At 70.7% G+C, this 24,577-nt stretch carries 25 protein-coding genes and 1 pseudogene; 13 read left to right on the top strand and 13 right to left on the bottom strand.

The window, feature by feature from the left end; translation table 11 throughout:
* Positions 1-242: 242 nt before the first annotated feature.
* A complete protein-coding gene (locus tag ACT4MF_RS09140; RefSeq protein ID WP_444682468.1) occupies positions 243-584 on the bottom strand; it encodes a 2Fe-2S iron-sulfur cluster-binding protein in 342 nt (113 codons plus the stop codon).
* A 245-nt stretch (positions 585-829) separates the two neighbouring features.
* On the opposite strand from ACT4MF_RS09140, the gene ACT4MF_RS09135 reads away from it, so the two are divergent.
* From ACT4MF_RS09135 to ACT4MF_RS09120, 4 genes are all read left to right on the top strand, one after another.
* On the top strand, positions 830-2,278 hold the full coding sequence (locus ACT4MF_RS09135) for a cytochrome ubiquinol oxidase subunit I (protein WP_444682469.1): 1,449 nt from the start codon (positions 830-832) through the stop codon (positions 2,276-2,278).
* On the top strand, positions 2,271-3,272 hold the full coding sequence (locus ACT4MF_RS09130) for a cytochrome d ubiquinol oxidase subunit II (RefSeq protein WP_444682470.1): 1,002 nt from the start codon (positions 2,271-2,273) through the stop codon (positions 3,270-3,272). Before ACT4MF_RS09135 ends, ACT4MF_RS09130 begins: the two co-directional genes overlap by 8 nt.
* A gap of 118 nt (positions 3,273-3,390) precedes the next feature.
* Entirely contained in the window at positions 3,391-4,389 is a 999-nt protein-coding gene (gene mvaD / locus ACT4MF_RS09125; protein ID WP_444682471.1) for a phosphomevalonate decarboxylase MvaD, read from the top strand.
* 83 nt (positions 4,390-4,472) lie between these two features.
* Positions 4,473-4,835 carry a DUF7522 family protein gene (locus ACT4MF_RS09120; RefSeq protein ID WP_444682472.1) on the top strand — a complete coding sequence of 121 codons (363 nt, stop codon included), beginning with the start codon at positions 4,473-4,475 and terminating at the stop codon, positions 4,833-4,835.
* A 29-nt stretch (positions 4,836-4,864) separates the two neighbouring features.
* On the opposite strand, the gene ACT4MF_RS09115 is transcribed toward ACT4MF_RS09120, so the two are convergent.
* The 6 genes and pseudogenes from ACT4MF_RS09115 to dacZ form a co-directional block, all read right to left on the bottom strand.
* Positions 4,865-6,415: a cryptochrome/photolyase family protein gene (locus ACT4MF_RS09115; protein ID WP_444682473.1), complete on the bottom strand. Its 1,551-nt coding sequence runs from the start codon at positions 6,413-6,415 to the stop codon at positions 4,865-4,867.
* Positions 6,416-6,454: 39 nt separating this feature from the next.
* Positions 6,455-6,901: a phosphate-starvation-inducible PsiE family protein gene (locus ACT4MF_RS09110; RefSeq protein ID WP_099256277.1), complete on the bottom strand. Its 447-nt coding sequence runs from the start codon at positions 6,899-6,901 to the stop codon at positions 6,455-6,457.
* Between the two features lie 72 nt (positions 6,902-6,973).
* Positions 6,974-9,391 (bottom strand): annotated as a pseudogene (locus tag ACT4MF_RS09105) (DEAD/DEAH box helicase).
* A 111-nt stretch (positions 9,392-9,502) separates the two neighbouring features.
* Positions 9,503-10,171: a GNAT family N-acetyltransferase gene (locus ACT4MF_RS09100; RefSeq protein ID WP_099256275.1), complete on the bottom strand. Its 669-nt coding sequence runs from the start codon at positions 10,169-10,171 to the stop codon at positions 9,503-9,505.
* A gap of 95 nt (positions 10,172-10,266) precedes the next feature.
* Positions 10,267-11,055, bottom strand: a complete 789-nt coding sequence (locus tag ACT4MF_RS09095; protein WP_444682474.1) for a mechanosensitive ion channel family protein — start codon at positions 11,053-11,055, stop codon at positions 10,267-10,269.
* 5 nt (positions 11,056-11,060) lie between these two features.
* Complete coding sequence (gene dacZ, locus ACT4MF_RS09090; RefSeq protein ID WP_099256273.1) at positions 11,061-11,870, bottom strand: diadenylate cyclase DacZ; 810 nt, start codon at positions 11,868-11,870, stop codon at positions 11,061-11,063.
* A gap of 229 nt (positions 11,871-12,099) precedes the next feature.
* Here dacZ and ACT4MF_RS09085 point away from each other — a divergent pair, with 229 nt between their 5' ends.
* The 3 genes from ACT4MF_RS09085 to ACT4MF_RS09075 all read left to right on the top strand — a co-directional run bounded on the left by ACT4MF_RS09085 (position 12,100) and on the right by ACT4MF_RS09075 (position 15,356).
* Positions 12,100-13,212 carry an aldo/keto reductase gene (locus ACT4MF_RS09085; RefSeq protein ID WP_444682475.1) on the top strand — a complete coding sequence of 371 codons (1,113 nt, stop codon included), beginning with the start codon at positions 12,100-12,102 and terminating at the stop codon, positions 13,210-13,212.
* Between the two features lie 69 nt (positions 13,213-13,281).
* Entirely contained in the window at positions 13,282-14,004 is a 723-nt protein-coding gene (locus tag ACT4MF_RS09080) for a hypothetical protein (RefSeq protein ID WP_444682476.1), read from the top strand.
* A complete protein-coding gene (locus ACT4MF_RS09075) occupies positions 14,001-15,356 on the top strand; it encodes a hypothetical protein (RefSeq protein WP_444682477.1) in 1,356 nt (451 codons plus the stop codon). The genes ACT4MF_RS09080 and ACT4MF_RS09075 overlap by 4 nt, the downstream gene beginning before the upstream one ends.
* 83 nt (positions 15,357-15,439) lie before the next feature.
* Here ACT4MF_RS09075 and ACT4MF_RS09070 read toward each other — a convergent pair whose 3' ends face one another.
* Positions 15,440-15,610: an HVO_0758 family zinc finger protein gene (locus ACT4MF_RS09070; RefSeq protein WP_180271838.1), complete on the bottom strand. Its 171-nt coding sequence runs from the start codon at positions 15,608-15,610 to the stop codon at positions 15,440-15,442.
* A gap of 100 nt (positions 15,611-15,710) precedes the next feature.
* Between ACT4MF_RS09070 and ACT4MF_RS09065 the strand changes: the two genes are divergently transcribed.
* The 3 genes from ACT4MF_RS09065 to ACT4MF_RS09055 all read left to right on the top strand — a co-directional run bounded on the left by ACT4MF_RS09065 (position 15,711) and on the right by ACT4MF_RS09055 (position 18,759).
* Positions 15,711-16,895, top strand: a complete 1,185-nt coding sequence (locus ACT4MF_RS09065; protein ID WP_444682478.1) for an MFS transporter — start codon at positions 15,711-15,713, stop codon at positions 16,893-16,895.
* An 80-nt stretch (positions 16,896-16,975) separates the two neighbouring features.
* Positions 16,976-18,178 carry a glycosyltransferase family protein gene (locus ACT4MF_RS09060; RefSeq protein WP_444682479.1) on the top strand — a complete coding sequence of 401 codons (1,203 nt, stop codon included), beginning with the start codon at positions 16,976-16,978 and terminating at the stop codon, positions 18,176-18,178.
* 2 nt (positions 18,179-18,180) lie between these two features.
* Complete coding sequence (locus tag ACT4MF_RS09055) at positions 18,181-18,759, top strand: DUF7109 family protein (protein WP_444682480.1); 579 nt, start codon at positions 18,181-18,183, stop codon at positions 18,757-18,759.
* A gap of 16 nt (positions 18,760-18,775) precedes the next feature.
* Here the strand turns inward: ACT4MF_RS09055 and ACT4MF_RS09050 are convergent, their stop codons facing one another.
* From ACT4MF_RS09050 to ACT4MF_RS09040, 3 genes are all read right to left on the bottom strand, one after another.
* On the bottom strand, positions 18,776-19,009 hold the full coding sequence (locus ACT4MF_RS09050) for an HPr family phosphocarrier protein (protein ID WP_444682481.1): 234 nt from the start codon (positions 19,007-19,009) through the stop codon (positions 18,776-18,778).
* A 69-nt stretch (positions 19,010-19,078) separates the two neighbouring features.
* On the bottom strand, positions 19,079-20,281 hold the full coding sequence (locus ACT4MF_RS09045; RefSeq protein WP_099256265.1) for a redox-regulated ATPase YchF: 1,203 nt from the start codon (positions 20,279-20,281) through the stop codon (positions 19,079-19,081).
* Positions 20,282-20,370: 89 nt separating this feature from the next.
* Positions 20,371-20,628, bottom strand: a complete 258-nt coding sequence (locus ACT4MF_RS09040) for a DUF5789 family protein (protein WP_444682482.1) — start codon at positions 20,626-20,628, stop codon at positions 20,371-20,373.
* 127 nt (positions 20,629-20,755) lie between these two features.
* On the opposite strand from ACT4MF_RS09040, the gene ACT4MF_RS09035 reads away from it, so the two are divergent.
* Positions 20,756-21,280, top strand: coding sequence for a universal stress protein (locus ACT4MF_RS09035; protein ID WP_444682483.1), 525 nt, complete (start codon positions 20,756-20,758; stop codon positions 21,278-21,280).
* A gap of 47 nt (positions 21,281-21,327) precedes the next feature.
* Here the strand turns inward: ACT4MF_RS09035 and ACT4MF_RS09030 are convergent, their stop codons facing one another.
* The gene (locus ACT4MF_RS09030) at positions 21,328-22,311 is read right to left on the bottom strand and encodes a biotin--[acetyl-CoA-carboxylase] ligase (RefSeq protein ID WP_444682484.1); all 984 of its coding nucleotides are present in this window, start codon (positions 22,309-22,311) and stop codon (positions 21,328-21,330) included.
* A 134-nt stretch (positions 22,312-22,445) separates the two neighbouring features.
* On the opposite strand from ACT4MF_RS09030, the gene ACT4MF_RS09025 reads away from it, so the two are divergent.
* Together ACT4MF_RS09025 and ACT4MF_RS09020 are read left to right on the top strand one after the other, a co-directional pair.
* A complete protein-coding gene (locus ACT4MF_RS09025) occupies positions 22,446-22,796 on the top strand; it encodes a 2Fe-2S iron-sulfur cluster-binding protein (protein WP_444682485.1) in 351 nt (116 codons plus the stop codon).
* 177 nt (positions 22,797-22,973) lie between these two features.
* The gene (locus tag ACT4MF_RS09020) at positions 22,974-23,534 is read left to right on the top strand and encodes a DUF8526 domain-containing protein (RefSeq protein ID WP_099255208.1); all 561 of its coding nucleotides are present in this window, start codon (positions 22,974-22,976) and stop codon (positions 23,532-23,534) included.
* 75 nt (positions 23,535-23,609) lie between these two features.
* Here the strand turns inward: ACT4MF_RS09020 and ACT4MF_RS09015 are convergent, their stop codons facing one another.
* Positions 23,610-24,551, bottom strand: coding sequence for a DMT family transporter (locus ACT4MF_RS09015; protein WP_444682486.1), 942 nt, complete (start codon positions 24,549-24,551; stop codon positions 23,610-23,612).
* Positions 24,552-24,577 lie beyond the last annotated feature (26 nt).

The raw sequence follows: 24,577 nt of genomic DNA, 5'->3' as shown, positions 1-24,577 counted from the left end.
GACCGTCGGGAGCCCCGACCGAGCGACGAGGCTGGGGAGGCGTGAGGCGGTGCGGTCGGGCGGGGTTCAAAGGGGCAGTCGCCGGGGGCTTTGCCGCCGGCTGCCGGAGGCGCGTGGCGCCTCGCGGCTGGGGCTTTGGAGGTGATCACTGCCGATCCACAGGTGACTATCTGTTACCGATCGGCCGATCGACGACGAACTACAGTTCACTTGAAAGGATAACCCCGCTCGCCCGATACGTCTCAGTCGTCGTCTGCCGCCGCCCCGCCTCCGCCGCCCGCCTCGGTCGCCGCGTCGTCCTCGATGCTCGGCGGGTACTTTCCGCGGTCGAGTTTCAGGTCGGACTGCGGCCGCGCCATGCAGGTGAGCGCGTACTCCTCGGCCTCCTCGTCGGTGAGCCCGCGGGCCGCGGGCTGCGTCACCTCGCCCTCGACGATCTCGGCGGAGCAGGCGAGACACATCCCGACGCGGCAGGAGTACTCCTGGGCGATACCCTCCTCGATGCAGGGCTGGAGGATCGTCTCCGTGTCGGCCACCTCGATCGTCTCGCCGGTGCCGACGAACTCGACGGTGTACTCGGTCATGGCGCGGAGTACCCGCCGACTCCTCAAAAAGGGTTCCCCTCGATCACGTCGCCGTCGCGGGGACGCAAGGGCGAGAGCGCGTCGTCTCACCTTCGAGCCACCTTCGAGAAACGTCGCTCTCGAGGCCAGTGTTGTGTTCTCTCTACACGAACTACGGCGTGACGACAATAAATTGCTGTAGTACAGTCTTCGAAAAAGAGAACAGCGAGAGTCCTCTTTGGGCGGCTTCGACTACGTGGAGACGAATGAACCCGATCGCGCTTTTCGGCGCCGTCGATCCGAGTTGGGTGGCGGCCCTTTCGCCAGAACTCGCGAGCCGCGCACAGTTCGGGTGGACGATCTCCGTCCACATCATTTTCGCGTCACTTTCGGTCGGCCTCGCGCCGTTCATGGTCTACTTCACCTACAAGGACGTTCGGACCGACGACGAGCGGTTCGCGCAGCTGCGCTCGTTCTGGGTGACGGTGTTCGCCGTCGGCTTCGTCATGGGAACCGTCACCGGCATCCCGATGAGCTTTCAGTTCGGGACGAACTTCCCGCAGTTCTCGGCGGTGGCCGGCGAGCTGATCGGCGGCCCGCTGGCCTTCGAGGCGAAGATGGCGTTCTTCCTCGAGGCGGTGTTCCTCGGCGTGCTGCTGTACGGCCGAGACCGCGTGAGCGACCGGAGCTACGTCGCGTCGTCGGTGCTCGTGGGGGTCGGGGCGTGGTTGTCGGGGTTCTGGATCCTCGTCGTCAACGCCTGGATGCAGACGCCGCGGGGGTACGAGATGATCACCCGCAACGGGATGGAGGTCGCGAGGCTCACCGACCCGATTGCGGCGTTCTTCACCCCGCGAATGGGGTGGATGTACGTTCACATGATCAACGCTTCGGTCATCTCGGTCGCCCTCCTGGTCGGCGGCGTCTCGGCGTACATCGTCTGGAAGAAGCGCGACGCGAGGGCGTGGAACACTGCGCTGCGGCTCGCGGTGGTAATACTGCTCGTCTCCGCCCCGCTGCAGGCGGTCCACGGCGACGCGTACGGGCGCCACGTCGAGGACACCCAGCCGCAGAAGTTCGCGGCGATGGAGGCCCACTACGAGACCGGGTCGGCCGACCTACACCTGCTCGCGGTGCCGACGAGCCCGGAGGCGATGGTCGACCCCCGCGCCGAGAACCTCATCACGGTGAGCCTGCCCAAACTCGGGTCGTTCCTCGCGAGCGGGGGTGACTTCGACGCCGAGGTGATCGGATTGAACGAGTACGAGGAGAACCCGCCGGTGGCCCTCGTGTTCTGGTCGTTCCGAGTCATGGTCGGGCTCGGCTTCCTGTTCATCGCGCTGTCGCTGTGGGGCGGTTACCTGTTCTCCCGCGGGCGGCTGTCCGACAGCGACTGGTACCTGAAGGCGATGATCGCGGCCTCACCGCTCGGCTACGCCGCGCTGCTGACGGGGTGGTACGTCACGGAGATCGGGCGCCAGCCGTGGGTGATCCAGGGCGAACTCAAGACGTCGGAGGCGGTCTCGTCGACGCTGACCGGGACCGAGGCGACGCTGACGCTGATCGGGTTCGTCGTCGTCTACGTCGGCCTGCTGGCGGCGGCGCTCTACGTGCTGAAGTGGCTCGTCAGAGCCGAGCTCCGGCGGCTCGGCAGAGAGCCGTCGAGCGACGACCGCTGGTACGGGCCGCTCCCCGGGGTGAACGACGGTGACTGAGCCGCTGATCCCGGTCGACGCCTACCTCGTCGCGTCGCTGCCGGAGGTGTGGTTCGGCGTCGTCATGTTCGCGCTGGGGATGTACCTCGTCCTCGACGGGTTCGACTTCGGGATCGGGATGCTGTACGCGACGCGGGAGTCAGAACACGAGCGAGAGACGCTCCTGTCCGCGTTCGGCCCGGTGTGGGACGCGAACGAGGTGTGGCTCGTCGCGTTCGGAACGATGCTGTTGGCGGCGTTCCCGCGGGTGTACTCGCGGCTGCTGGCGGACCACTACCTGCTGACGATCGGATTCGTGCTCGCGCTGCTGTTCCGCGGGGTCGGCCCGGAGCTCCGCGAACAGCGGAGCGACGCGCGGTGGAAGCGCTACTGCGACGCCGCCTTCGTCGGGGGGAGCTTCCTCGCGCCCCTGCTGTTCGGGACTCTCGCCGGCCGCTGGGTGTTCGACGCGGCGACGCTGTCGCTTCCGGCGCTGCTCACCGGCGCGGGGTTGGTCGCCGTCTCCGTCGTCACCGGCGCCGCGTTCATCGCGGCCAAGAGCGACGCGACGCTGGCGGCGGACCTGCGCCCGTACGGAGTCGGCGCGACGCTCGCGTACCTCGGCGGCGTGGTCGCCCTGCTGACGACCGTCCTCCTGACGGACGCGGGCGGTGCCGCCGACACCCTCCGGTCGCTGGCCGCGGCCGCGGTGGTGGGTTCTTCGGTCGCCGCGGGCGTCGGCGGCATCGCGCTCGCCAGACGCGGCGCCTACCGCGCGTGGCTCGCCAGCGCGCTGGCGCTCCCGGCGCTGCTGACGGCGCTCATCGCGCTCCTGGTGTACCCGACGATCTACCCCCCGACCGGCCTGAGCCTCAGGGCGGCGGTCGTCTCCCCGCTCGCCTTGAACCTCGTGACGGTCCTCGGGCTCCCCGCGCTGGCCGTGGTCCTCTGGTACTTCACGTATCTGTACCGCGTGTTCAGCGGCCCCATCGACCCCGAGGGGTACGGTGGCTGAAGGCGGGACGCGTCGGGCGTTGTGAGTTCGCGCTCGGACCGCGCCGGGCGTGCGAGGGACCGCGGTCGCCGTCTCGTGCATCGCAACGACTAATCCCCCGCCGAACGCTTCCCGAGGTATGACCGAGAAGGCCACCGCGCGAGCCCACCCGATCCAGGGGCTCGTCAAGTACCACGGGATGCGCGACGAGGAACTGCGGCTCCCGTACCACGACAGCATCAGCCTCTGTACCGCCCCGACCGCGACGACGACGACCGTCGAGTGGCAGCCCGACGCGAGCGAGGACACCTACGTCATCGGCGGCGAGGCGGTCGACGGGCGCGCCGCCGAGCGCATCGACATGGTCGTCGACCACGTCCGCGAACTGGCCGGCGTCGACGCCGCCGTCCGGCTGGAGAGCGAGAACTCCTTCCCGTCGAACATCGGCTTCGGCTCCTCCTCGTCGGGCTTCGCGGCGGCCGCGCTCGCGCTCACCGAGGCCGCCGGACTCGACCTCTCGCTCCCGGAGGTCTCCACCGTCGCCCGCCGCGGCTCCTCGTCGGCGGCGCGCTCGGTGACGGGCGCGTACTCGCGGCTCGACGCCGGACTCAACGACGATGACTGCCGCTCGCACCGCCTCGACGTTGGCGTGAGCGAGGACGGTTTCGACCCCGAGGAGGACCTGCGGATCGTCGCCGCGCACGTCCCGGCGTACAAGGAGACGGAAGAGGCCCACCGCGAGGCCGCCGCGAGCCACATGATGCAGGCCCGGACCGCCCACGTGCAGGACCAGCTCGTCGAGATGACCGACGCGCTGCGCGCGGGGGACTTCGACCGGATCTTCGAGACCGCCGAGCACGACTCGCTCTCCCTCACTGCGACCACCATGACCGGGCCGGCGGGGTGGGTGTACTGGCAGCCCGAGACGATCGCCGTCTTCAACGCGGTCCGCGAGCTGCGCGAGGAGGGCGTCCCGGTCTACTTCTCGACGGACACCGGTGCCTCGGTGTACGTTAACACGCTCGCCGACCACGCCGAGGAGGTCGAGCGCCGGATCGCCGAGATCGGTATCGACACCGACATCTGGGAGATCGGCGGCCCGGCGCGCGTCCTCGACGAGAGCGACGCGCTGTTCTGACGCTCCTCTCCGGAGCGGCTAGCGTTTCGGAGGGGTCGGCGTTTCGGCGCCATTTATGGGTCCGGAAGCCGAATCGCAGGGCCATGTCGCTCATCGGAGAGGCGATCCTGGAGTTCGACGGACCAACGCCCCGCATCGTCGCCGACTTGCGGAGCGTCTCGTTCGAGGTCGAACACGTGCGCGAGGACGTGAAGGACCGCTATTCGGACGCCGACCTCGACGAGGCGTACCAGCTGGTGATGTCGAACCAGATCACGGGTGACGACTTCAAAGAGCTCGTCGGTCGGAGCCAGTACAGGGCACAGACGCTGTTCTTCGACGATCTCGCGGTGTTCCTCTTCCCCTCAGACCGATACGACGCGGTGTTCGCGTCGTTCGACTACGACGACGACTTTCCGGTGAGCGCGCTGGTGAGCGCGGTGTCGGACGCGCAGCGGAAGGAGTGAATGCGGTCCTCGGGGCGACCTGACGCCCCCTACTCCTCCGGGTCCTCACCGCGCGCTCGCTTGTACATCGCTAACGCCTCCTCTCGCCGCGCCGAGTGGTCGACGACGGGCGCGGGGTACTCCGGCGCCGCGTTCGCGCGCTGGGTGGGCGACAGCTCGTGCCACTCGTGGATCAGGTCGGCGTCGACGCCGCGCAGTTCGGGGACGTACGCCTTGATGTACTCCGCGTCGGGGTCGTACCGCTCCCCCTGCGTCATGGGGTTGAAGATGCGGAAGTAGGGCTGGGCGTCGGTTCCCGTGGAGGCCGCCCACTGCCACCCGCCGTTGTCGTTGGCGGTGTCGTGGTCCGCCAGCCGCTCCCTGAAGTGGTCGTAGCCGTGACGCCAGTCGACGAGCAGGTCCTTCGTGAGGAAGGAGGCGACGATCATCCGCACCCGGTTGTGCATGAACGCCTCCTCGCGGAGCTGGCGCATGCCGGCGTCGACGATGGGGTACCCCGTCTCGCCGCGCTTCCACGCCGCGATCTCGTCCGGGTCGTCGCGCCACGCGATCCCCTCCTCGTACGTCTTGTAGTTCTCGGTGACGACCGCCGGGTTGTGGTACAACACCTGCGTGTAGAACTCCCGCCACGCGAGCTGCTGTTGGAACTCTTCGACCGCGGCGACCGGGCCTTCGTCGTCGGCGTCGTCGGTGGATTCCGAACCGCTCTCGGCGCGTTCCGTCGCCGCGTCCAGCGCGCGTTCGGTCGCCTCGTACGCCTCCCGGATCCCGATCTCGCCGTACTTCAGGAAGGCGGACAGGCGAGAGGTCGCCTCGCGGGCCGGGTAGTCGCGCTCCGCCTCGTAGTCGAACACCGGCTCGGCGAGGAACGCGTCGAGCCGGTCCCGGGCCGCCGCGGTTCCGGCGGGGCCGATCGACGCGTCCGGCTCTCCGAACCCCAAGTCGGCGGGTGAGGGGAGGTCACCGACGGCGACGCGCTCGGATTCGACGCCGCCGTCGGCGCGAGCGTCGGCATCCCCTCCGTCGTCCGACCCGACCGCGGCCCGCAACGTCGCCGCGTCGGCGAGGTGGGTCGCCTCGGGCGTCGGCGCCGGCGGATCGGTCTCGCGGTCGGTCCACTTCCTCCAGTAGTAGGTGTACACCGAGTACGGGTCGCCGGCGTTGGTCCGGATCGAGTCCGGGGTGTGTAACACCGCGTCGTGGTGGGCCTCGCGGTCGATCCCGGCCTCGTTGAGCGCCTGCCGAACGCCGGCGTCGCGCTCGCGTGCGAGCCCCGAGTAGTCCCGGTTCCAGACGACGCGGTCGGCGCCGACGGCGGCGGCCAGTCGGGGGAGGACCTCCTTCGGGTCGCCGCGAGCGACGAGGAGGTCGCTGCCGCGCTCGCGGTAGTCGTCCCGCAGCGCCGCGAGCCCGTCGATCAGGCGGCGGACGCGCACGTCGCTCGCGTGGTCGAGCACGTCGGGATCGAAGACGAACACGGGTGCGGCCGGCCCTCGGTCGTCGTCACCCGCGCCGGCCGCGGCCGCGAGTCCGACGTTGTCGGCGGCTCTGAGGTCCCGTCGGTGCCAGAACAGCTCCATGGGGCACCAACGGCCGCGAGGACCGTGAAACCACCGGGATCACAGTTCGAGACGGCCCGGAACGCTCACCCGATCGAGCAGGAAGTACGCGACCGTGAGCGCGAGCACCAGCACGCCGATGGCGACCGCCGCGAGCAGCGCCTCCTCCACCGTGGCGTACTCGTCGAGCCGGTAGCTGATCACGCGCCGGGAGGCGGCGATGATCGCGGCGCTCACGACGATCCGCAGGACGGGCTGACCGCGCGCGTGCGCCACGAGCGTCCGGTGGACCTCGACGATGATCAACAGGAGCAGCACGCTGTCGAGCAACCCCACGACCTCGACGGGGTCGGTGAAATCGCCCGTGACGAGCAGCCGGTACAGCGAGACGAACAGGTCGAACACGCCGATGAGAAACAGGATGAGCAGGAAGTACGCGGCCCCCAACACGAGCCACTCCATCGCTCGAGCCGCGGGATCCGCCGCGTCGTCGAGATCGATTCCCATTGACGGATCGGTCGGTGTCCGGTAGCAAGTGACTTTGGGTGGACGCCGTCGGGCGCCGCGTCGCCGGCTGGATCAGCGATCCGCGTCGCTACCCGTCAACGCCTCCAGCAGCCGAACCGCCGGCGCCTTCGCCAGCGGCTCGTTGGCGTTCCCGCAGTGGGGCGACTGGACGCACGCGGGACAGCCGCCCTCGCAGTCGCAGGTGGCTATCAGCCGGGCGGTGCGAGTCATCAGCTCCTCGATCCGCTCGTGGCCGCGCCGCGTGAGCCCGACGCCGCCGGGGTGGCCGTCGTAGACGAACACCGCCGGGGCGTCGGTGTGCGGGTGATACGGCGTCGAGATCCCGCCCACGTCGGCGCGGTCACAGAGCAGGTGGAACGGGAACAGCGAGATGATGCCGTGTTCCGCCGCGTGGATCCCGCCGTTGAAGGCGTGGTCGCCGCCGTCCGGAGCGGCCTCGGCGTCGTCGGTCTCGCCCCGTCCGCCCGTGTCGGAGGACCCGCTGTCGATCGGATCGCCGAGCGCGCGTATCTCTGACTCGACATCGGTCGGCACCGGGAAGTACAGCGCCTTCGTCCGCAGCGTCGTCTCCGGCAGGTCCAGCGTCGACTCCCCGAGCGACTCGCCGGTCTTGGTGTCCTTTCGGACGAACCCCGTGATCCGCTCCGTCACCGTCACGTCCGCGAACCGAACGGGCACGTCCGGGCGGGCCGACAGCGCGCGCTCGCCGAGGTCCTCGTTCACGACGATGTCCTTCTCCGTGAGCGGCTACGTGTAGTAGTCGGCCCACGAGGACTGCAGTTCGGCCACGTCGCGCTCGAGGTCCAGGTTCGTCACCTCGTAGGTGCGCCCCTGCTGGTGGTAGATGGCGCCGGGGTGCGCGTCGCGGAGCGCGTCGCCGAACCCGAGCGAGGCGAGCGTCTCGCTGCGCGAGGCGTCGATCAGGTCTATCTCGCGGTCGCCGGCGGTCCGGAGGCTCACCGACTGTTGCGGGCTCGACGACCCCGCGTGAGTCCAGCGGGTGCCGTCGGCGGCCTCCCGCCGCGTCAGGGTTCCCTCGTCGGTCAGATCGGCGACGACGCCGGGGAACGACTCGCCGAAGAACCGCTCGTCGGCTGGCGAGAGCCAGCTCTCGTCGGCCGCGCAGGCGACGTGACCGGGGAGCAGCCGGTCGTTCTCGGGGTCGCAGATCGCGTCCTCCGGCGGCGCCTCGAAGAAGTCGGTCGGATTGCGCATCAGGTACTGGTCGAGCTGGTCCTCGCCGCCGACCATCACGACGAGCGCGGGGTCGTCGCCGCGGCCCGCCCGGCCCGCGCGCTGGTGCGCCGACATCCGCGTGCCGGGGTAGCCGTCGAGGATGACGGCGTCGAGGCCGCCCACGTCGACGCCGAGTTCGAGGGCGCTCGTCGACCAGACGCCCCGGAGGTCGCCGGCGTGGAGGTCCGCCTCGATCTCGCGGCGCCGGTCGTCGGTGAGGGCCGCCTGATACGCGCCGACCTTCGACGCGAGGTCGCGCTCGCCCCGCTCCCGGAGGTCGCTCGCGCTGTCGGTCGCGTACTGCTCGGCGGTCTGTCTGGCCCGCGTGAACGTCAGCGTCTGCGCGCCGGCGGTCACCAGATCGACGAAGAGCCGCTTGCTCTCGGCGTGGCTCGACTTCCGGCGACCGCTCCCGCGCTCCCGCCAGTCGTCGTCGTACTCCGGCGGGTTCCACAACACCCAATCGCGCGGCCCGCGCCCCGACGCGTCCTCGTCGACGAGAGTGATCCCCGCGGGGTCGCGGCCGGTCACGGTCGCGACGTGTTCGACGGGGTTGTTGATCGTCGCCGAACAGCAGACGAACTGCGGGGTCGACCCGAACCGCTCACAGGTCCGGGCGAGACGGCGCAGGGTCAGGGCGACCTGCGAGCCGAACACCCCGCGGTAGCTGTGGACCTCGTCGATCACGACGTACTCCAGCGACGAGAAGAACCAGTCCCACAGGCGGCCGGCGTACGGGAGCAGCGCGTAGTGGAGCATGTCCGGGTTCGACAGCAACACCGTCGGCTCCCGGTCGCGCACCGCCCGCTTCTCCGACCGCGAGAGCCGGCCCGTGTACGACTCGACCGAGACGCCGCTCCCGAAGCCCAGCCCGTGAGCGAGCGCCGACAGCGACTCCTCCTGGTCCGCGATCAGCGCGTTCTGCGGCCCGATGTAGAGGGTTCGCCCCCCGTGATCCATCGCCGCCTCGAAGGCGGGGACGGTGTACGCGAGCGACTTGCCGCTCGCGGTCTCGGTGGCGAGCACGGCGTCGTCGCCGTCGCGGACCGCCTCGATCGCCTCGGCCTGGTGGCGGTAGAGGCGGTCGATCCCGTCCTTCGCGAGCGCGTCCGCCATTCTGGGCGCGAGGTCAACGTCGCGGTACGCCGGCTCGCGGGCGGGCAGACGGCGGTGATCCGCGATCTGTCCCTCGTAGAACGGTCGGTTCCGCAGCCACTCGATGGCGTCCTCCACGGCTACGGTATCGTGGGGGCCGCCGGGCCTAATCGTTGCGGTCAGGGTGGCGTGTCTGGCGCGGTCGGGGCGGGGGAGGCGCTGTGGGTCCGGGAGTCCCCCCGGTCGATCCTAATCGTCTGCGCCCGCGACCCGCGACCCGCCGGCTTCGATCGGGACCGGTTCCCGCGGAAGCGGCTCGGACGGCCCCTCGCGAGCGAGCGGGGGCAAGCGGACCTCGGTGGCGATCGGGTGGTCGAGGTCGAGCGTCATCCGGATGTCCCCCCTGCGGTCGGCGAGCTCGAAGCCGACGGTCCGGTAGACGCTCCGCGCGACCCGGTTCCCGCTCTCGACGTGGAGTTCGAGCCCCTCGCGCCCGCCGGAAGCGGCGTCGGCGATCACGTGGCGACAGAGCTCCGTCCCCACGCCCCGCCCCTGCATCGTGGGATGAACGAAGACCGCGAGTTCGGGGCGGGCCGCGTCGGTCGGCGTGTACATGGCGTGGCCGAACAGTTCGCCGTTCCGCTCGGCGACGACGTTGCTCCCGTCGGCGAGCATCGAGTCGAGCCAGTCGGCCCGGCGGTTCCGGGTCACCGGCGGGAGCCCCTGTGCGCGGTCTGCCGTCCCGAACCCCTCGTACATCTCCGCGAGGGCCGCGGCGTCCTCGGCGACCGCGGGGCGGATCGTCCACCGGGCGCCCCGTTTGTCCACGAAGCGCGGACAGCGCGGCGGACAGTGGATCGTCCCCTCGCACTCGCTGCCGTCCCAGCCGTCGCAGGCGGCGGTGGCGTGGTGGCTCATGGGTGATAGTCGATCCCCCGCGGAGTTATACCGTGATAGCTGCTCCCACTGTGTGGGAACGGTGAGGAGAGGCGAGTGGCTGTTCGGCTCGGTCCTCACTCCCGAATCAGGACGATCCCGTCGCGGAACACCGAGTGGTTCGGCACCACGTGCTCCTCGCCGTCGGCCTCGATGCGGGTGACGAACAGGTCCACCTCCTGCACGATGCCGCGCTCGCCGGCGACGCGGACCTCGTCGCCGATCCCGTACGGCTGCCGGAGGAGGAGGAACACCCCGGCGGCCGCGCTGGCGACCAGGTCCTTCGTCGCCAGCGCGGCGAACAGCACGACGGCGAGCGCGAACGCCCCCAACAGCACGATCAGCGCGAGCGTCTGTACCCCGACCTGCCCGAGCGCGATCAACACCGCGACGTACACGACGCTGTACTTCACGAGCGGCGGCAACACGCCGAGTTCGGGGAGTTTGATCCCGCGGAGCCGCTCGGTGACGAGCAGTTCGGCCTTGTCGCCCACGACGATGCCGACGATGAGAACCACGGCGGCGACGAACAGCCGCGGGAGGAACGCCGCGACGCCCGACCAGAACTGTTCGAGGTAGTTGACGTCGGCGACGGTCAGCGCGATGATGACGGTGACGGCGACGATGAAGTAGCTCGACAGCTTCGCCAGGATACGCACCGTCGAGGTGTCGAACTCGCGGGCGGTGCGCTCGAAGGCGGTCCCCTCGATCACTTCCGGGACGCCCGCGCGGGTGAGCAGACGGCGGTTGATCACGCCGACGACGTACGCCGCCAACAGCCCGAACAGCAGCACGAACAGGGCGAGCCAGAGCCGGTCCGGGACCGCCGCGACGAACTCGGAGAGCCGTGTCGATACCGCTGACATCTCGATCAGTACTCCTCCGGATCGATCTCCAGAACGAGTTCTCCTGCCTTGAACGCCCGCACGAGCCCGTCAGACTCGGAGAGGACGATCGCGGTCGCGTTCGTGTCCCGGGTGATCGCCCCGCCGGCCATGTGGCGCGCGCCCAGCCCTTTCGGGATGTCGACCCCCTCCGCTCCCGGTTCGAGGTAGCGGTACGCGGAGACGATCTTCCCGGAGTCGGAGACGACGAACGCGCCGTCGAGCCGCGAGAACTCCTTCAGCATCACGTTGACGATGGGGTCGCCCACGTGGACGTGCGACTTCTCGAAGGGGTTGTACGACAGCGGGCGGGACTTGTTCATCACCTTCCCCGCGTCGCCGACGACGAACAGCGCGCCCACCGGCTTCCCCTTCTGCCCCTTCTGTCCGAGCTCGATCGCGACCTCGAACACGTCGCGGATCACGCTCGGCTCCGCCCGGGAGTTGACGAACAGGTCGTAGATTCCGGTGTGGACCGTCTCGTCGACGGTCACCCGGACGACGGCGTCCGATCCGCCGTCGAAGACGGACGCGATACAGACCACCTCGTCCCCCTGGGAGACGAGGTCGTCGTCCATCGCCCCCTCGATGCCGAACCGGATCCGGTCTTTGACGTTGTCGAACGGGAGCGGGAGCTCGACGAACACCTCGGCGTCGATGTCGTTGTCCGGCGCGACGACGACGACCTCGGTGTCGCCGTCCTCGAACCGATCGTAAAACGAGTTCGTCGGCGAGAACAGCAGCACCGCGTCGGCGTCCTCGACGAGATCGGACAGGTGGTCGGTGAGCGAGGCCATTGGCTCACGGTCTCTCGGACGACGTATAGTCGTTGCGTCGGCGTCATGCGAGCGTCTGACGCCGAGAGCGGCGACAGGCGGAGTGACTGAGGCGTGACGGCGGAGTGGCTGAGGCGTAACGGCGGAGTGGCTGAGGCGTAACGGCGGAGTGGCTGAGGCGTAACGGCGGAGGGCCCCGAGGGGGACTTCCCGCGCGACTTTTACCCGCGAGGTGACTACTCGAGCGCGTATGGCGACCCGCGAGGCCCTCTGGGACTACCGCGACGAGTTCGGCGACGCCTTCGGGCGCACCTACTTCCGCCGGTTCGGCCCCGGCGTGACCTCCAGCATCGGGCTCGGGACGTACCTCGGTGCCCCGACGCCCGCCGTCGACGACGCCTACCGCGAGGCGATCGACCTCGCGCTCCGCTCCGGCGTGAACCACGTCGACACCGCCGCAAACTACCGGTGTGGGCGCGCCGAGCGCGTCGTCGGGGAGGCCGTCCGGGACTCCCCGATCGACCGCGACGCGGTCGTGGTGGCGACGAAGGGGGGGTTCCTCCCGTTCGACGGCGAGCGGCCGGCCGATCCCGCCGCGTTCGTCCGCGAGCGGTTCGTCGAGCCCGGGATCGTCGCACCCGACGACCTCGCGAACGGGTCGCACGCGATCGCGCCCGACTATCTGGCGTGGTCGCTCGACCGTTCGCTGGACCGACTCGGGGTCGACACGATCGACTGTTACTACGTCCACAACCCGGAGACGCAGCTGGGGACGCGCTCCAGGAGCGCGGTGTACGACCAGTTGGAGGCGGCCTTCGAGGTCCTTGAGCGGCGACGCGTCGCCGGCGACATCGGGGCGTACGGCGTCGCGACGTGGGACGCGTTCCGGGTCCCCGAGGGCGAGGAGCGGTACCTCTCGCTCGCGGAGGTGCTCTCGCGGGCCGAGGCCGCCGGCGAGGCGGTCGGCCCCGACGACGACCACGGGTTCGAGGCGATTCAGCTCCCCTTTAACGTCGCGATGGCGGACGCGTTCACCCGGCGGAACCAGCGCCCGCCGGGAGGCGGAGCGGACGCGGAGCCGGTCTCGGCGCTGGAGTTCGCCCACGAGGCCGGACTCTCCGTGGTGACGAGCGCGAGCATCGGGCAGGGCGAACTCGCCGTCGACGGCGCGATCCCGAGCGACGTCGACGCGACGCTCGCGGGCGAAACGCCGGCCCAGCGCGCGCTCAACTTCGCCCGGAGCGCGCCGGGCGTCACCTCGTCGCTCGTCGGCGCGAGCGACCTCGATCACCTCCGCGAGAACGTCGCCGCCGGGACGTTCGACCCCCTCGGCGCGTCGGCGTTCGACGCGGTGTTCGAGTAGGCGCGGAGACCGAACCGGGGGGAGGCGGCCGGGAAAAGAGGTTTGGCAGGACCGGTCCAAGCCGTACGCATGTCCCCCACGCGGCGAGCCCTCCTCCGGAGCGCGTCACTCGGTGCGATCGCGATCGGCGGGTGTCTCGGCACGGAGAGTCGCGCCGACGGCTCGAATCCGGCAGCCGAACAGGAATCGGCCTCGGGTAGAGACGGCGATCCGACCCTGCTGAAGGTCCGGAACCCCGGCGGCGAGGCGGTCGTCGTCGACCTCGCTGTCGGAAGCGACGAGGACGGCGGTGAGGGCGCGACCACCGACCCCGCCCCGGTCGGGCGCGAGATCGTGACGAGCGACGAGCGAGCGGCCGAGCTGACGGTCGCCGCGGGCGTCGCCGAGGAGGGGCGGGCGCGGGTCCGGTCGTTTCTCGACGAGACCGACTACGAGACGGAGTCGGTGTTCGTCGCTCGCGCCGGCATCGAGTCGTGTTACCGGTACCGGATCCGGTCGGTGTCGTGGCGGCCGGGCCACGTCGAGTACGAGTACTGCCGCGAGCTCCGGCCCCCCGACGCGGAGTGCGAGGCCGACAGGCGGGACGCCGTCGGGCTCCTGTTCCGGCTGCCCGCCGCCTTCGACTCGCCGCTCCGCGGGTCGGGGTCGAGCGGGCGGTCGCCCTGTCGGACCGTCGAGACCCGGTACGACCGGATCGACGCGAACGCGACCGTTCCGGGGAGCGACACGGCGCTCGGTGAGACGGACCACCCCGGATCGGCCGACGGCGGGACAGGGGGTGACGGCTCGTGACGCGGCGCGTCACCCGCCGCGGCGCGCTGGCGGCCGGCGCGCTCGCGCTGGCCGGGTGTCTCGACGGCGGTCGCGGCCGCGGGCAGCGGTTCTGGGACGACCCGCCGTCGCTCGACACGGACGGGGTGTCGCGCGCACTCGCGGCGCCGGTTCCCGACCGACCGCGGCTCGTCCCGGTCTCGATCGAGCCGGCCGTCTCGGCCGCGTTCGCGGAGCGGGTCGACCGCCTCCTCGAACCGATCCCCGCTCCGCTACCGGCGGAGACGCTCCCGAACGGCGCGATCCGCGAGCAGATCGCGGCGGGGCGCGATGAGGCCCGGGCGGCGCTCCCGGCGCCGGAAGAGTCGCTCGTCCCGATTCGGCGGGCGGAGCGGTTCGCGGCCGCGCGGGGTCACGCCGCGACCGCGGTCGGCACGTGGGCCGCCGTGACGACCGAGGGCGACCCGGAGGAGGTGACGGCCGGCGTGGGGACGGTCCGGCATCGGACCGCCGAGACGCTGGAGACCCTCCCGGGAGAAGCGTCGGACCCCCTCGCCGGAGCCGCCGTGTACGGGCCGATCGAGCGCTGGCTCGACACCGCTCGGCGGCGGGACCTCGTCGGCGGGTCTGGCGAGATCGCGGGAAGCGCGAACCCGCTTCGCACCGGGGAGACGGTCGGCGAGGCCGAGCGGGTGCAGTCGCACGTCGAGATCGGTCGGTATCTCCGAAACCGGTACGAGAGGTCGCTCTCCGAGCCGCGATCGGTGGACGCCCCCCTCCGGGAAGCGGCGGAGCGCGTCGGCGCCGCGATCGGCGACCGGCTCCGAGAGCTCCACGGCGACGACACCGACCGGCTCCGACAAAACCCCGGGACCGAGGCGTTCCTCGACGACCGACCGGTCCCGCGCGACGCGCCGAGCGTCTCGCTGCTGTCCGGCGCTGTCTACCGGACCTTCGACGAACTCCGGTTCGACCCAATCCCGGTCGACGACTGGACACCGGACCACCCGGCGACCGCGCTCACCCGAACGGCGCTCGCGCGGGTCCGGCTGCGCGCGCTTGACGCCCTCGCCGCGCGGATCGAGGAGGGGGAAACGATGTTCCCGACCGACGCTGCCGCTGTCGGCGGTGCGCGTGACGACGCGACCGAAGCGGTGGAAAAACTCGCGACGAGCGCGAACCCGCTGGCGCGGTGGCTCGGGGCGCAGTTCCGGTCCCTGTTCGCTGAACACGACGCCGTGCTCGCGGAGGGCGACCCCGAGGCCCGCCCGGTCGCCGAGGCGTTCGCCGGGTACCAGTGGATCGGTCTGGTCGCCGACGAAGCGGGTCCCGTGCTGTCGTCGGTGAACGACGCGATCGACTCGGTCGGCTGAGCACGGGGGCAGCTGAAAGCGAAGGAACCAGATACGCGGGGACGCGGGACGGCCGGTTCAGTCGGCGGTTCGGCCGACCGGGGTCAGCGAAGCTCTTTGAACTCGGCCTTGCACTCGGGACAGATGCGGACGGAGAACACCTCGTCCGGGTCGTTCTTCTTCTTGAGTACCTTCTCGCAGTCGGCGCAGTTCAGCCGCTCGTAGGTGTCCTTGAACAGGTCGCCGTCGCGAAGCCCCTTCCGCGTCGATTTCATGACTCGACGTTGATCGCGTGACGGTATAAAAACCCCGTCCGACGGCGGTCGGTCGCGTCCCTTTCGCAACTCTTGTCTCCCGCCGCCGACAACGCCGCCTGTGTCACGGAGTCGGCTGTTCGGATCGCTGTGTGCGATCGTCTTCCTCGTCAACTTCGCGCGGGTGGTGTTCGCGCCGCTCGTGGGCGAGTTCATCGGCGAGTTCGCGATCGGCGAGGGGACGGCGGGGCTGATCGTCACCCTCGCGTGGCTCGGCTCGGCCGCCCCGCGGCTCCCGGCGGGATGGGCGCTCACGCGCTTCTCCCGACAGTACGTGATCCTCGTCTCCGGAGCGATGCTGACGCTCGGCGCGCTCGGCGTCGCGATCGCGCCCGGCGTTCCGACGCTGATGACGGCCGCGTTCGCGATCGGCCTGGCCTCCGGCGTCTACTTCGTCGCCGCCAACCCCTTCATCGCGGAGCTGTTCCCGACCCGCGTCGGGCGGGTGATGGGCGTACACGGGATGGCGAGCCAGCTCGCCGCGGTCGCCGCCGCGCCGGTCGTCACGGTCGCGCTCTGGTACGACTGGCGGCTCGCCTTCTACGGGCTCGCGGTCGTCGCCGCCGCCTCCACCGCCGTCTTCGTCCTCTTCGCCCGCCGGACGGACCTCCCGGACGCCGGCGCGGGCGACACCGACTTCCTCGCCGGCGCGCGCTCCGAGTGGAAGCTGATCCTCGCCGGCGTCGTCCTGATGGGACTCACGAGCTTCGTCTGGCAGGGGCTGTTCAACTTCTACGAGCTGTACATGATCGATAAGGGGATCCCGGAAGCGACCGCTCGGAACCTGCTGACGGTGATCTTCGCCGCGGGCGTCCCGGCGTTCCTCGTCTCGGGGGACCTCGCCGATCGGCTCCCGCACGTTCCGTTCCTGCTCGGTATCGTGTCGACGTTCCTCGCCGGGGTGATCCTCGTGGTAGTCTCCTCGAGCACGATCGCGGTCGTCGCCGCCAGCGTCGTCGTCGGGTTCGCGATCCACATGCTGTTTCCCGCGAGCGACACCTACCTGCTCGCGTCACTGCCCGACGAGTCGCGGGCGTCGGCGTACGCCGTCTACTCCGCCGGGATGATGACGACGCAGGCGGCCGGCTCGTGGGTCGTCGGCGAGGCGATCGAGGCCGGCGCCGGCTACGACGCGGTGTTTCTCTCGCTGTCGGGGGGACTCGCGCTCGTCATCGCCGCGTACGCGGTGCTCGAGTACGCCGGGCGCGTTCCCGGCGGCGCCGCTGGCGCGGAGCGCGTCGCCTGACCGGCGTCTCCGGCGGCGCGACCGGCACGGAAGCACGGGTATCGCACCTATTTAGGGCGTCCCGCCCGTGTAGTGGGTAGATGGAGTACGTACAAGAGCGCGTGACCACGCTGCACGCGTTGACCGACCACCGGCCGGACGCCCCGACCGGCCGGGCGGCGGTCGTCGTGCCGATGACGGAGCGCGAGTACGGGACGCTCGCCGCCGATCGGGTCCTGACGGCGCTGGAGGCGGTCGATCCGGCGCGGGTCATCGTCCCCCTCCGCGCGCCCGCCGAGCGCGTCGGGCCCTTCGCCGACTGGCTCGACGGGTTCGACGTGACCGTAGAGCCCCTCTGGTGCGGCGGGCCGCGACTCACGGAGCTGCTCGCGGCCCGCGGTCTCGACGGGAGCCGCGGGAAGGGGCGGGACGTGTGGCTCGGGCTCGGTCGCGCCTTAGAGGAGGAGTTCGTCGTCGTCCACGACGCCGACACGAAGACGTACTCGCCCGAGTTCGTCACCCGGCTGCTGTTCCCGCTCGCGCACGGCCACGAGTTCTCGAAGGGGTACTACGCCCGCGTCGAGGACGGGGCGCTGTACGGGCGGCTGTTCCGGCTGTTCTTCAGACCGCTGGTCCGCGCGCTCGCCGACGCCACCGAGCGGCGGGAGGCCGGAGTGTTGGAGTACCTCGACTCGTTCCGCTACGCGCTCGCCGGGGAGTTCGCGGCGACGACCGACCTCGTCTCGCGGCTCCGCGTCCAGCGGGGCTGGGGACTGGAGGTCGGGACGCTCGGCGAGACGTTCGCGCACGCCGGCTTCGCGGGGAGCGCGCAGGTCGATCTGGGCCGGTACGAACACGATCACCGGTCCGTCGACGGCCCGACCGGGCTCGCCGACATGAGCCGGGCGGTGGGTGAGGCGACCCTCCGCGCGGTCGAGGGCGCCGGCGTCGAGATCGAGTACGACGCGCTCGCCGACCGCTACCGCGAGGCGGCCGACGGGCTGATCCGCGGCTACGAGACCGACGCCGCGTTCAACGGGCTCGACTACGACCGCGCGGCCGAACGCGAGCAGGTCGCGACGTACGCGGACGCCCTCGGACCGCCGGGGCCGGACACCCGCCTGCCGGCGTGGCGCGACGCCCCCGTCACGCCCGCGGAAATCGCCGACGCGGCCCGGGCCGACCTCGCGGCAGTTCGGGAATCGGGGTCGGGGAGTCCGGACCGGTCGGATCAGAGGGCGGGAGATATCGACCGGCCGCGGCGAGCAGACTCGGGCGCCGACGCAGCGCCGGGGGAGGACTGATCATGGACGGCGACCCCAGCGTCGCCGCCCGCGACGACCTCGCCGGCGTGGTGGACCTGTTCGAGTGGCTCACCCGCGAGGAGCTGTCGCGGGCGCTCTCGGAGCTCGCGTTCAAACAGCGCGCCGAGGTCGACGACGAGGCCATCGCCGCCGCCATCGACGTCGCAGTCGCGGAATATGCGCTCGTCCCCGCGCCGCCGGCGGCGCTCGCGGAGGCCGGCGCGGGGACCGGGCCGGAGGCGGTGGCGGATCCGGGCGACGTGGGAGACGCCGACGGCGAGGGTGAGATCCCCGACGGCGACGCGATCGCCCTCGCCGTCGGCCCGGCGGCGTTCCCGTCGCTGCCGGCGGACGCCGAGGATCTCCCGCACATTCTCGACGTTCCCGATCGAGAGGTCGACCGGGAGACGCTCTCCGGGGCGGTGTTGGATCGGCTGTCCGCGGACGCGGTGGCCGCGATCGGGGCGGGCGACGCGGAGCGACTGGAGCTGCTCGCCGACGTGACCTACGACATCGAGGCGTGGGCGCCCGTCGACGCCGGCGACGTCCGCGAGCGGATCGTCGACGAATTGGACGCGTAGGGGCCGGTACTCATCTTTAATGGCGTCGAGAGTGCCATGGACGTTGATTATGAAGAAGCTGATCAACGACCCGGACGACGTTCAGCCTGCTCACCGAGAGCATGCTGTCGGCGCGGACGAGCCCGTCGTCCCCGTCCTCGGCGCGACCGATCGACACGTCGGCGTCGAACCGGCTCGCAGCCTGCACCAGCTTCGAGGGCGGGCGGGCGTGAAGTCCGGCCTCGGGGACCACCGTGACGGTACGTTCCATACGAACGAGTAGGCGCGGTGTGGCCTTATAAGTGAGTTCGACGGGCGGCCGGTCTCGCTCGACGACGGCTTACGGCGCGGCCTGCTTCGTCGAGACCAGTTCGATCACGTCGCGGTGGGAGAGCTCGTGGTCGGTGCCGACCTGTCGGCCGCTCCGGCAGTCCGTGCCGTGGAGGAGCCCCTCGCCGATGTCGGAGTGGATGTGGAACGCGAAGTCCTCGGTCGTCGATCCGCCCGGGAGGATGAAGCAGTCGCGGAAGACGCCCTTCTCGTCTTTGCTCCCGTTCGCGGAGCCGGGGAAGACGGCGATACAGCCGAGCACGTCGAAGACGGCGGCTTCGAGCGCGCCCTGCACGCCGGTCCCGTCGTACTCGGCGACGAACTCGCCGATCTGATCGAGGCCCGCCGCCTGCTCGCCGGAGACGTCACCGACGAGGTCGAACTCGCTCTCGCCGGGCGTGTAATCGACGACGCCGGCGTCGTCCGCGTTCTTCAGCGCCTTCTCGGCGTGGGCGCTCGCGGGGACGAACGAGAGGTGGTCGTAGTCGGGATCGGTCGTGATCTCCTCCCAGTTCGCCTGCGCCTCGGGGGTGTCCATCTTGTTGGCGGCGACGACCATCGGCTTCGTCCGCTTGCGGATCTCGCGGGCGAGGGCCGCCTTGTCCGCCTCGTCCCACGTCTCGGGGTCGAGTTCGAGCCCCTCGGCGAGGATCACCTGCTTCATCCGGTCCTTGTCGATGCCGAACGCGGACATCTGCTCGGCGAGCTCCGCCTCGATGGCGGCGTCCGCGCCGTGATAGCGCGTCTCGAACTTCTCGAGCCCCTTCTCCAACACGTCGAGGTACCACGCGTCGAGCTCCTCCTCCAAGAAGTCGATGTCCTCGCGCGGGTCGTGGCCCTCGGTGGCCTCGCCCTCGATGTCGGTGGTGCCGGAGAAGTCGACGACGTGGATCAGCACGTCGGTCTCGTTGAGGTCCGTGAGGAACTGGTTGCCGAGCCCGCGCCCCTCGTGGGCGCCCGGGACGAGGCCGGCGACGTCGACCAGTTTGACCGGGACGAAGCGGGTTCCCTCGCGGCAGACGCCGACGTTCGGCGTGCAGGTCTCCTCGAACTCGGGGGCGGCGCAGTCGACGCGGACGTACGCCTCGCCGACGGTCGGGTCGATCGTGGTGAACGGGTACGCGCCCTCGGGCACGTCGTTCATGGTCGCGGCGTTGAAAAACGTCGACTTCCCGACCGAGGGTTTGCCGACGAGACCGATCCGGTAACTCATTACTATCAGTGCGCGATCCACGGTGAAAAGCGATGCGAGACGCGCCGTGGCGTGCGTACAGGTGACGAGGGACGAGGGATCGGGAGCCGTCAGGCGTCGCCGTCCGACTGCCCCGGTTCCCCGAGCGCCTCGACCGGGAGCACGTTCTGAAGCGCGGCGAAGGCGTCCTCGGCGCTCTCGAACCGCTCTTGGTCGATGTCGGCCACGAGGTCCCCGAGGTCGGCGTCGCCGTCGGCGAACAGGACGGTCGTGCCCGCGCAGGACTCGGAGAGGGACTCGCGCGCAATCGGGAACGATCGATCCGCGAACTCCTCTTGCACGTGTGAGAGGTTGATTTCGGATGTCATGGCGTAGATATCGGCACGCGAGGGCTTAAGCGCACGCCTCGTCGGAATCCCGACGGCTCCGCCGCGTGAGAACCAGCAAAACGCGCAAAGAGTTATGTGCCGGCATCACCCTGATCCATGTGAACGTATGACTTTGTACGATCGGATCCTCGTCCCGACCGACGGCTCCGCCGAGGGGAAGCGAGCGGTCGCACACGCGATCGACCTCGCGTCGGTCCACGGCGCGAGCGTCCACACGCTGTACGTGGTCGACACGGCGAGCTACGCGGGGATGCCGATGGAGAGCTCGTGGGAGGGAGTCGGCGACCTGCTCCGGGACGACGCGAAGCAGGCTGTCTCGGAGGTCGAAACCCTCGCGGCGAAGACCGACGTCGGCGTCGAGACGGCTGTCGCGGAGGGCACCCCGAGCAAGGAGATCATTCGGTGTGCCGAGGACAACGGCTGCGACCTGATCGTGATGGGGACGCACGGACGGGGCGGGATCGACCGCCTCCTCCTCGGGAGCGTCGCTGAGAAGGTGGTCCGGGGGTCGAGCGTCCCCGTGCTGACGGTGCGATTAGACGGCGACGTGCCGGGGGAAGCGACCGAGGAGAAGGCGGTCGAGGGGGGGCCGTCGGCCGACGGGGAGTCCGAGGCGACGGGGCAGGGGTAGTCGGCAGCCGCCGAGTTCCGTCTGTCGCGGGTGACCCCGACCGACGCTCAGTCGCCGGCGTCGCGCAGGTGTTCGCAGTCGCCGGCGTGGACCCGGCGGGGCCCGGCGTCCGTGTCGATCACGAGCGTGCCCGGCGACTCTACGTCGACCGCGGTACCCGTCACCGGCCCGTTCGGGGTGTCGACGCGGACCCGGCGACCGAGCGTGCTCGCGCGCTCGCGCCACGCCGGGAGGATCCGGTCCATCCGGTCCGGCGCTCCCGCGAGCGCCGCGAAGCGTTCGAGGAGCGTCGCGGCGAACCGGCGCCTGTCGACGGGGTCGCCGAGCTCCTCCCGCAGGGAGGTCGCGCCCGGCGGGAGAGCGTCGGAGCCGATGTTCGCGTTGACGCCGATCCCCGCGACGAGCCACGAGACGCGGTCGGCCTCGCCCTGCATCTCCGTGAGGATGCCCGCGAGCTTGCGACCGCCGCGACCTTCGGTGTCGGCGTCGCTATCGGGCTCTCCGTCGAGACCGCCCACGAGCACGTCGTTCGGCCATTTGATGTGGGCGTCGACGCCCGCCTCCCGACAGGCGTCCGCGGTCGCGACCGCGGCCGCGAGCGTGAACAGCGGGGCGCGGGCGGGCGGCACGTCAGGTCGGGTCACGAGCGAGAGCCAGACCCCGCCGCTCGGCGCGACCCACTCGCGGTCGAGCCGCCCCCGTCCCCCGGTCTGCTCGTCGGCGACGACCGCGACGCCGTCAGCCCCCTCGGTCGCCAGGTCGCGGGCGCGGTCGTTGGTCGACGGGAGCCGGGCGTGGTACTCGATCGCGTAGGGGGCGTCGAGCCCGAACTCGATGCCGGCGGCGGAGTAGCCGGGGTCATCGGGAGCGACGTACCCCTCGGGCGTCGACTCGACCGCGAACCCCTCCTCCCGGAGAGACTCGACCGCCTTCCACACCGCCGCTCGCGACACGTCGAGGTCGGCGGCGAGCGCGGGGCCGGAGACTGGGCCGTCGCCGAGGGCGTCGAGCAGCGCGCGACGCGTGTCCATGTCGTCCGGGTCGACGCGGACCCGGAAAGCCGTTCCGGGTCCCGCTTCGCGTCACGCCGGCGAACCGACCGGCTTGTCGGTGCGAGGGCGGAGCGAGCACAGTCCTATCCGTTCGGAGCCCGAATCCCGATCGCATGACCGGCTCCGGCGACGACACCGTTCCGCTGACCGTCCTCGACGGCGACGAGCGCACCGAACTCGCGGTCGCCCCCGGACGGAACCTCCGTCGGGTGCTGTTGGAGGCGGGGCTGTCGCCGTACGCCGCCGCGACGCACCGACTCAACTGCCGGGGCCGGGGGCTCTGTGCGACCTGCGGCGTCCGGATCCGCGAGGGGCCCGCACCCGAACACTGGCACGACAGCGTGGCGGACCGGTTCGGCTACCCGCGGCTCTCCTGTCAGGTGGCCATCGACGAGGCGATGACCGTCGAACTCGTCGACAAGCTGGTGTGGGGCTCTCGGGAACCCTCGCCCGCTTCGGAGTGAGCCGTACTCGCGCGCGGCTACCGCGGTGGAACCGGTCGCGGTCCGACCCGGGGACACCGGGTTTCCGGTGAAACGGCGAGCGGTATCGTATCGCATGGACCCGCTGCAGAACCGCCGATCGGCGCTTCGATTCGGGCTCGGCGCAAGACACAAGGTCTCACGGGCGAATTCTCGGGCATGCAACCCTCCAAGGAGCGCGAGGCGTCCGACGGCGACCCGATGGACGACCTCGACGACCTCCTCGACGACGACCTCGCGAACGGCGGGGGTGACGGCGACACCGGGGACGGTTCGGACACCGGGAGCGACTCGGGGTCGAGCGAGGGGCGCGGACCCGCCGGTCGCGTCGGGATGGACGGACGCTGGTTCTCCGCGAAGTCGTTCGCCGTCGCGCTCGCCGCCGTCGCGCTCGGCGTGTTCGCCGGCGGCGCGATCCCGCTCATCGGAGGGACGATCGGCTCGGCCGCCGGGGTGTTTCTCGCGGCGTTCCTGGTCGGGTTGGTCTTCTCAGCGGGGAAATACGTCGAAACCGGCCTCGCCGGGGTCGCGGCCGGCGCGGGCACCGCGGTGACCAGCGTCCTCGGGATCGGCTTCCTCCCGATCGGGATCGACTACCTCTCGCAGTGGGGGCTCCCGCTGCTCGCGGTCGGCGGCGGGGCGGGGCTGGTGCTGGCGCTGCTCGGCCACTACTTCGGTCGAGACCTCCGGGCGGGGCTGACGGCGGATGTCGGCGGTTGAGGACAGCCCCCGGAAAAACGCCGGTGACGCTCGGTGCTCTACACGCTCGGTGCGATGGGTCGCTTCTGCCGTCCGTTAGCGCGCACCGAGCGCGTCTTCGATGCCGACGTAGGCGGCGATCTCGTGGCGTTCGAGGACGACGAAGCCGACGAGGATCGCCACGAACCCGATGATCGCCTCGCCGTCGATCAGGCTGCCGAGCAGGACCCAGCTCCCGACCGCGGCGACGACGGGCTCCGCGTAGCCGACGAGGTGGAGCTGGGCCGGGCCCACCTCGTCGAGCAGCGCGAAGTAGATCAGGAACGCGACGACGCCCGACAACAGGGTGAGGTACGACAGCGACACGATCGACGTGGTGTTCCAGACGATCGCCCCGGGCGACTCACCCAGCAGGGCGGCCCCGACGAACAGCATCCCGGCGCCGGACACCATCGCCCACCCCTGCAGCGCGGCGATCGGGAGGTCGGTGCGGAGCGGGCGGAGCAGCACCGCGCCGAGCGAGAAGGCGACCGCACCGACGAACGCGAGGACGGCGCCGAGCAGGGCGGAGCTTCCGAGTCCCGCCTGCATCGGGTCGGCGATCACTATCACGCCGAGGATCCCGAGCGCGAACCCGCCGATTTCGAGGGGGCCGAGCCGTTCGTTCGGGAGGAGGAGCGCCGCGAACGTCGCGGTCAACACGGGTGCGAGGCTCACGATCACGGCGGCGACCGCGCCCGTGATGTGGAGTTCGGCGACGTACAGCAGGCCGTGGTACGCGGCGATCACGAAGGCCCCGGCGACCGCGACGCCGAGCCACTCGTCGCGGCCGCGGGGAAGCGTCCTGTCGGACACGACCGCGGCGAAGCCCAGCACGACTGCGCCGGCGACGGCGTAGCGCACGCCGGCGAACAGGAGCGGCGGGAAGTAGTGCAGTCCGGCCTCGATGGCGACGAAGGAGGTGCCCCACAGGGTCGCGAGGAGAACGAACGCGGCGACGATCGATTCGGGAGTGGAAATGAGGTTCCGCAGATCCATTGGCTGTCTATTCGAAATCGGCAGAG

The organism is Halorubrum sp. FL23 (assembly GCF_052439115.2).
Taxonomy (GTDB): Archaea; Halobacteriota; Halobacteria; order Halobacteriales; family Haloferacaceae; genus Halorubrum; species Halorubrum persicum.
The sequence above is the reverse complement of the archived record's forward strand: the minus strand, read 5'-3'. Positions and strand labels throughout refer to the sequence as shown.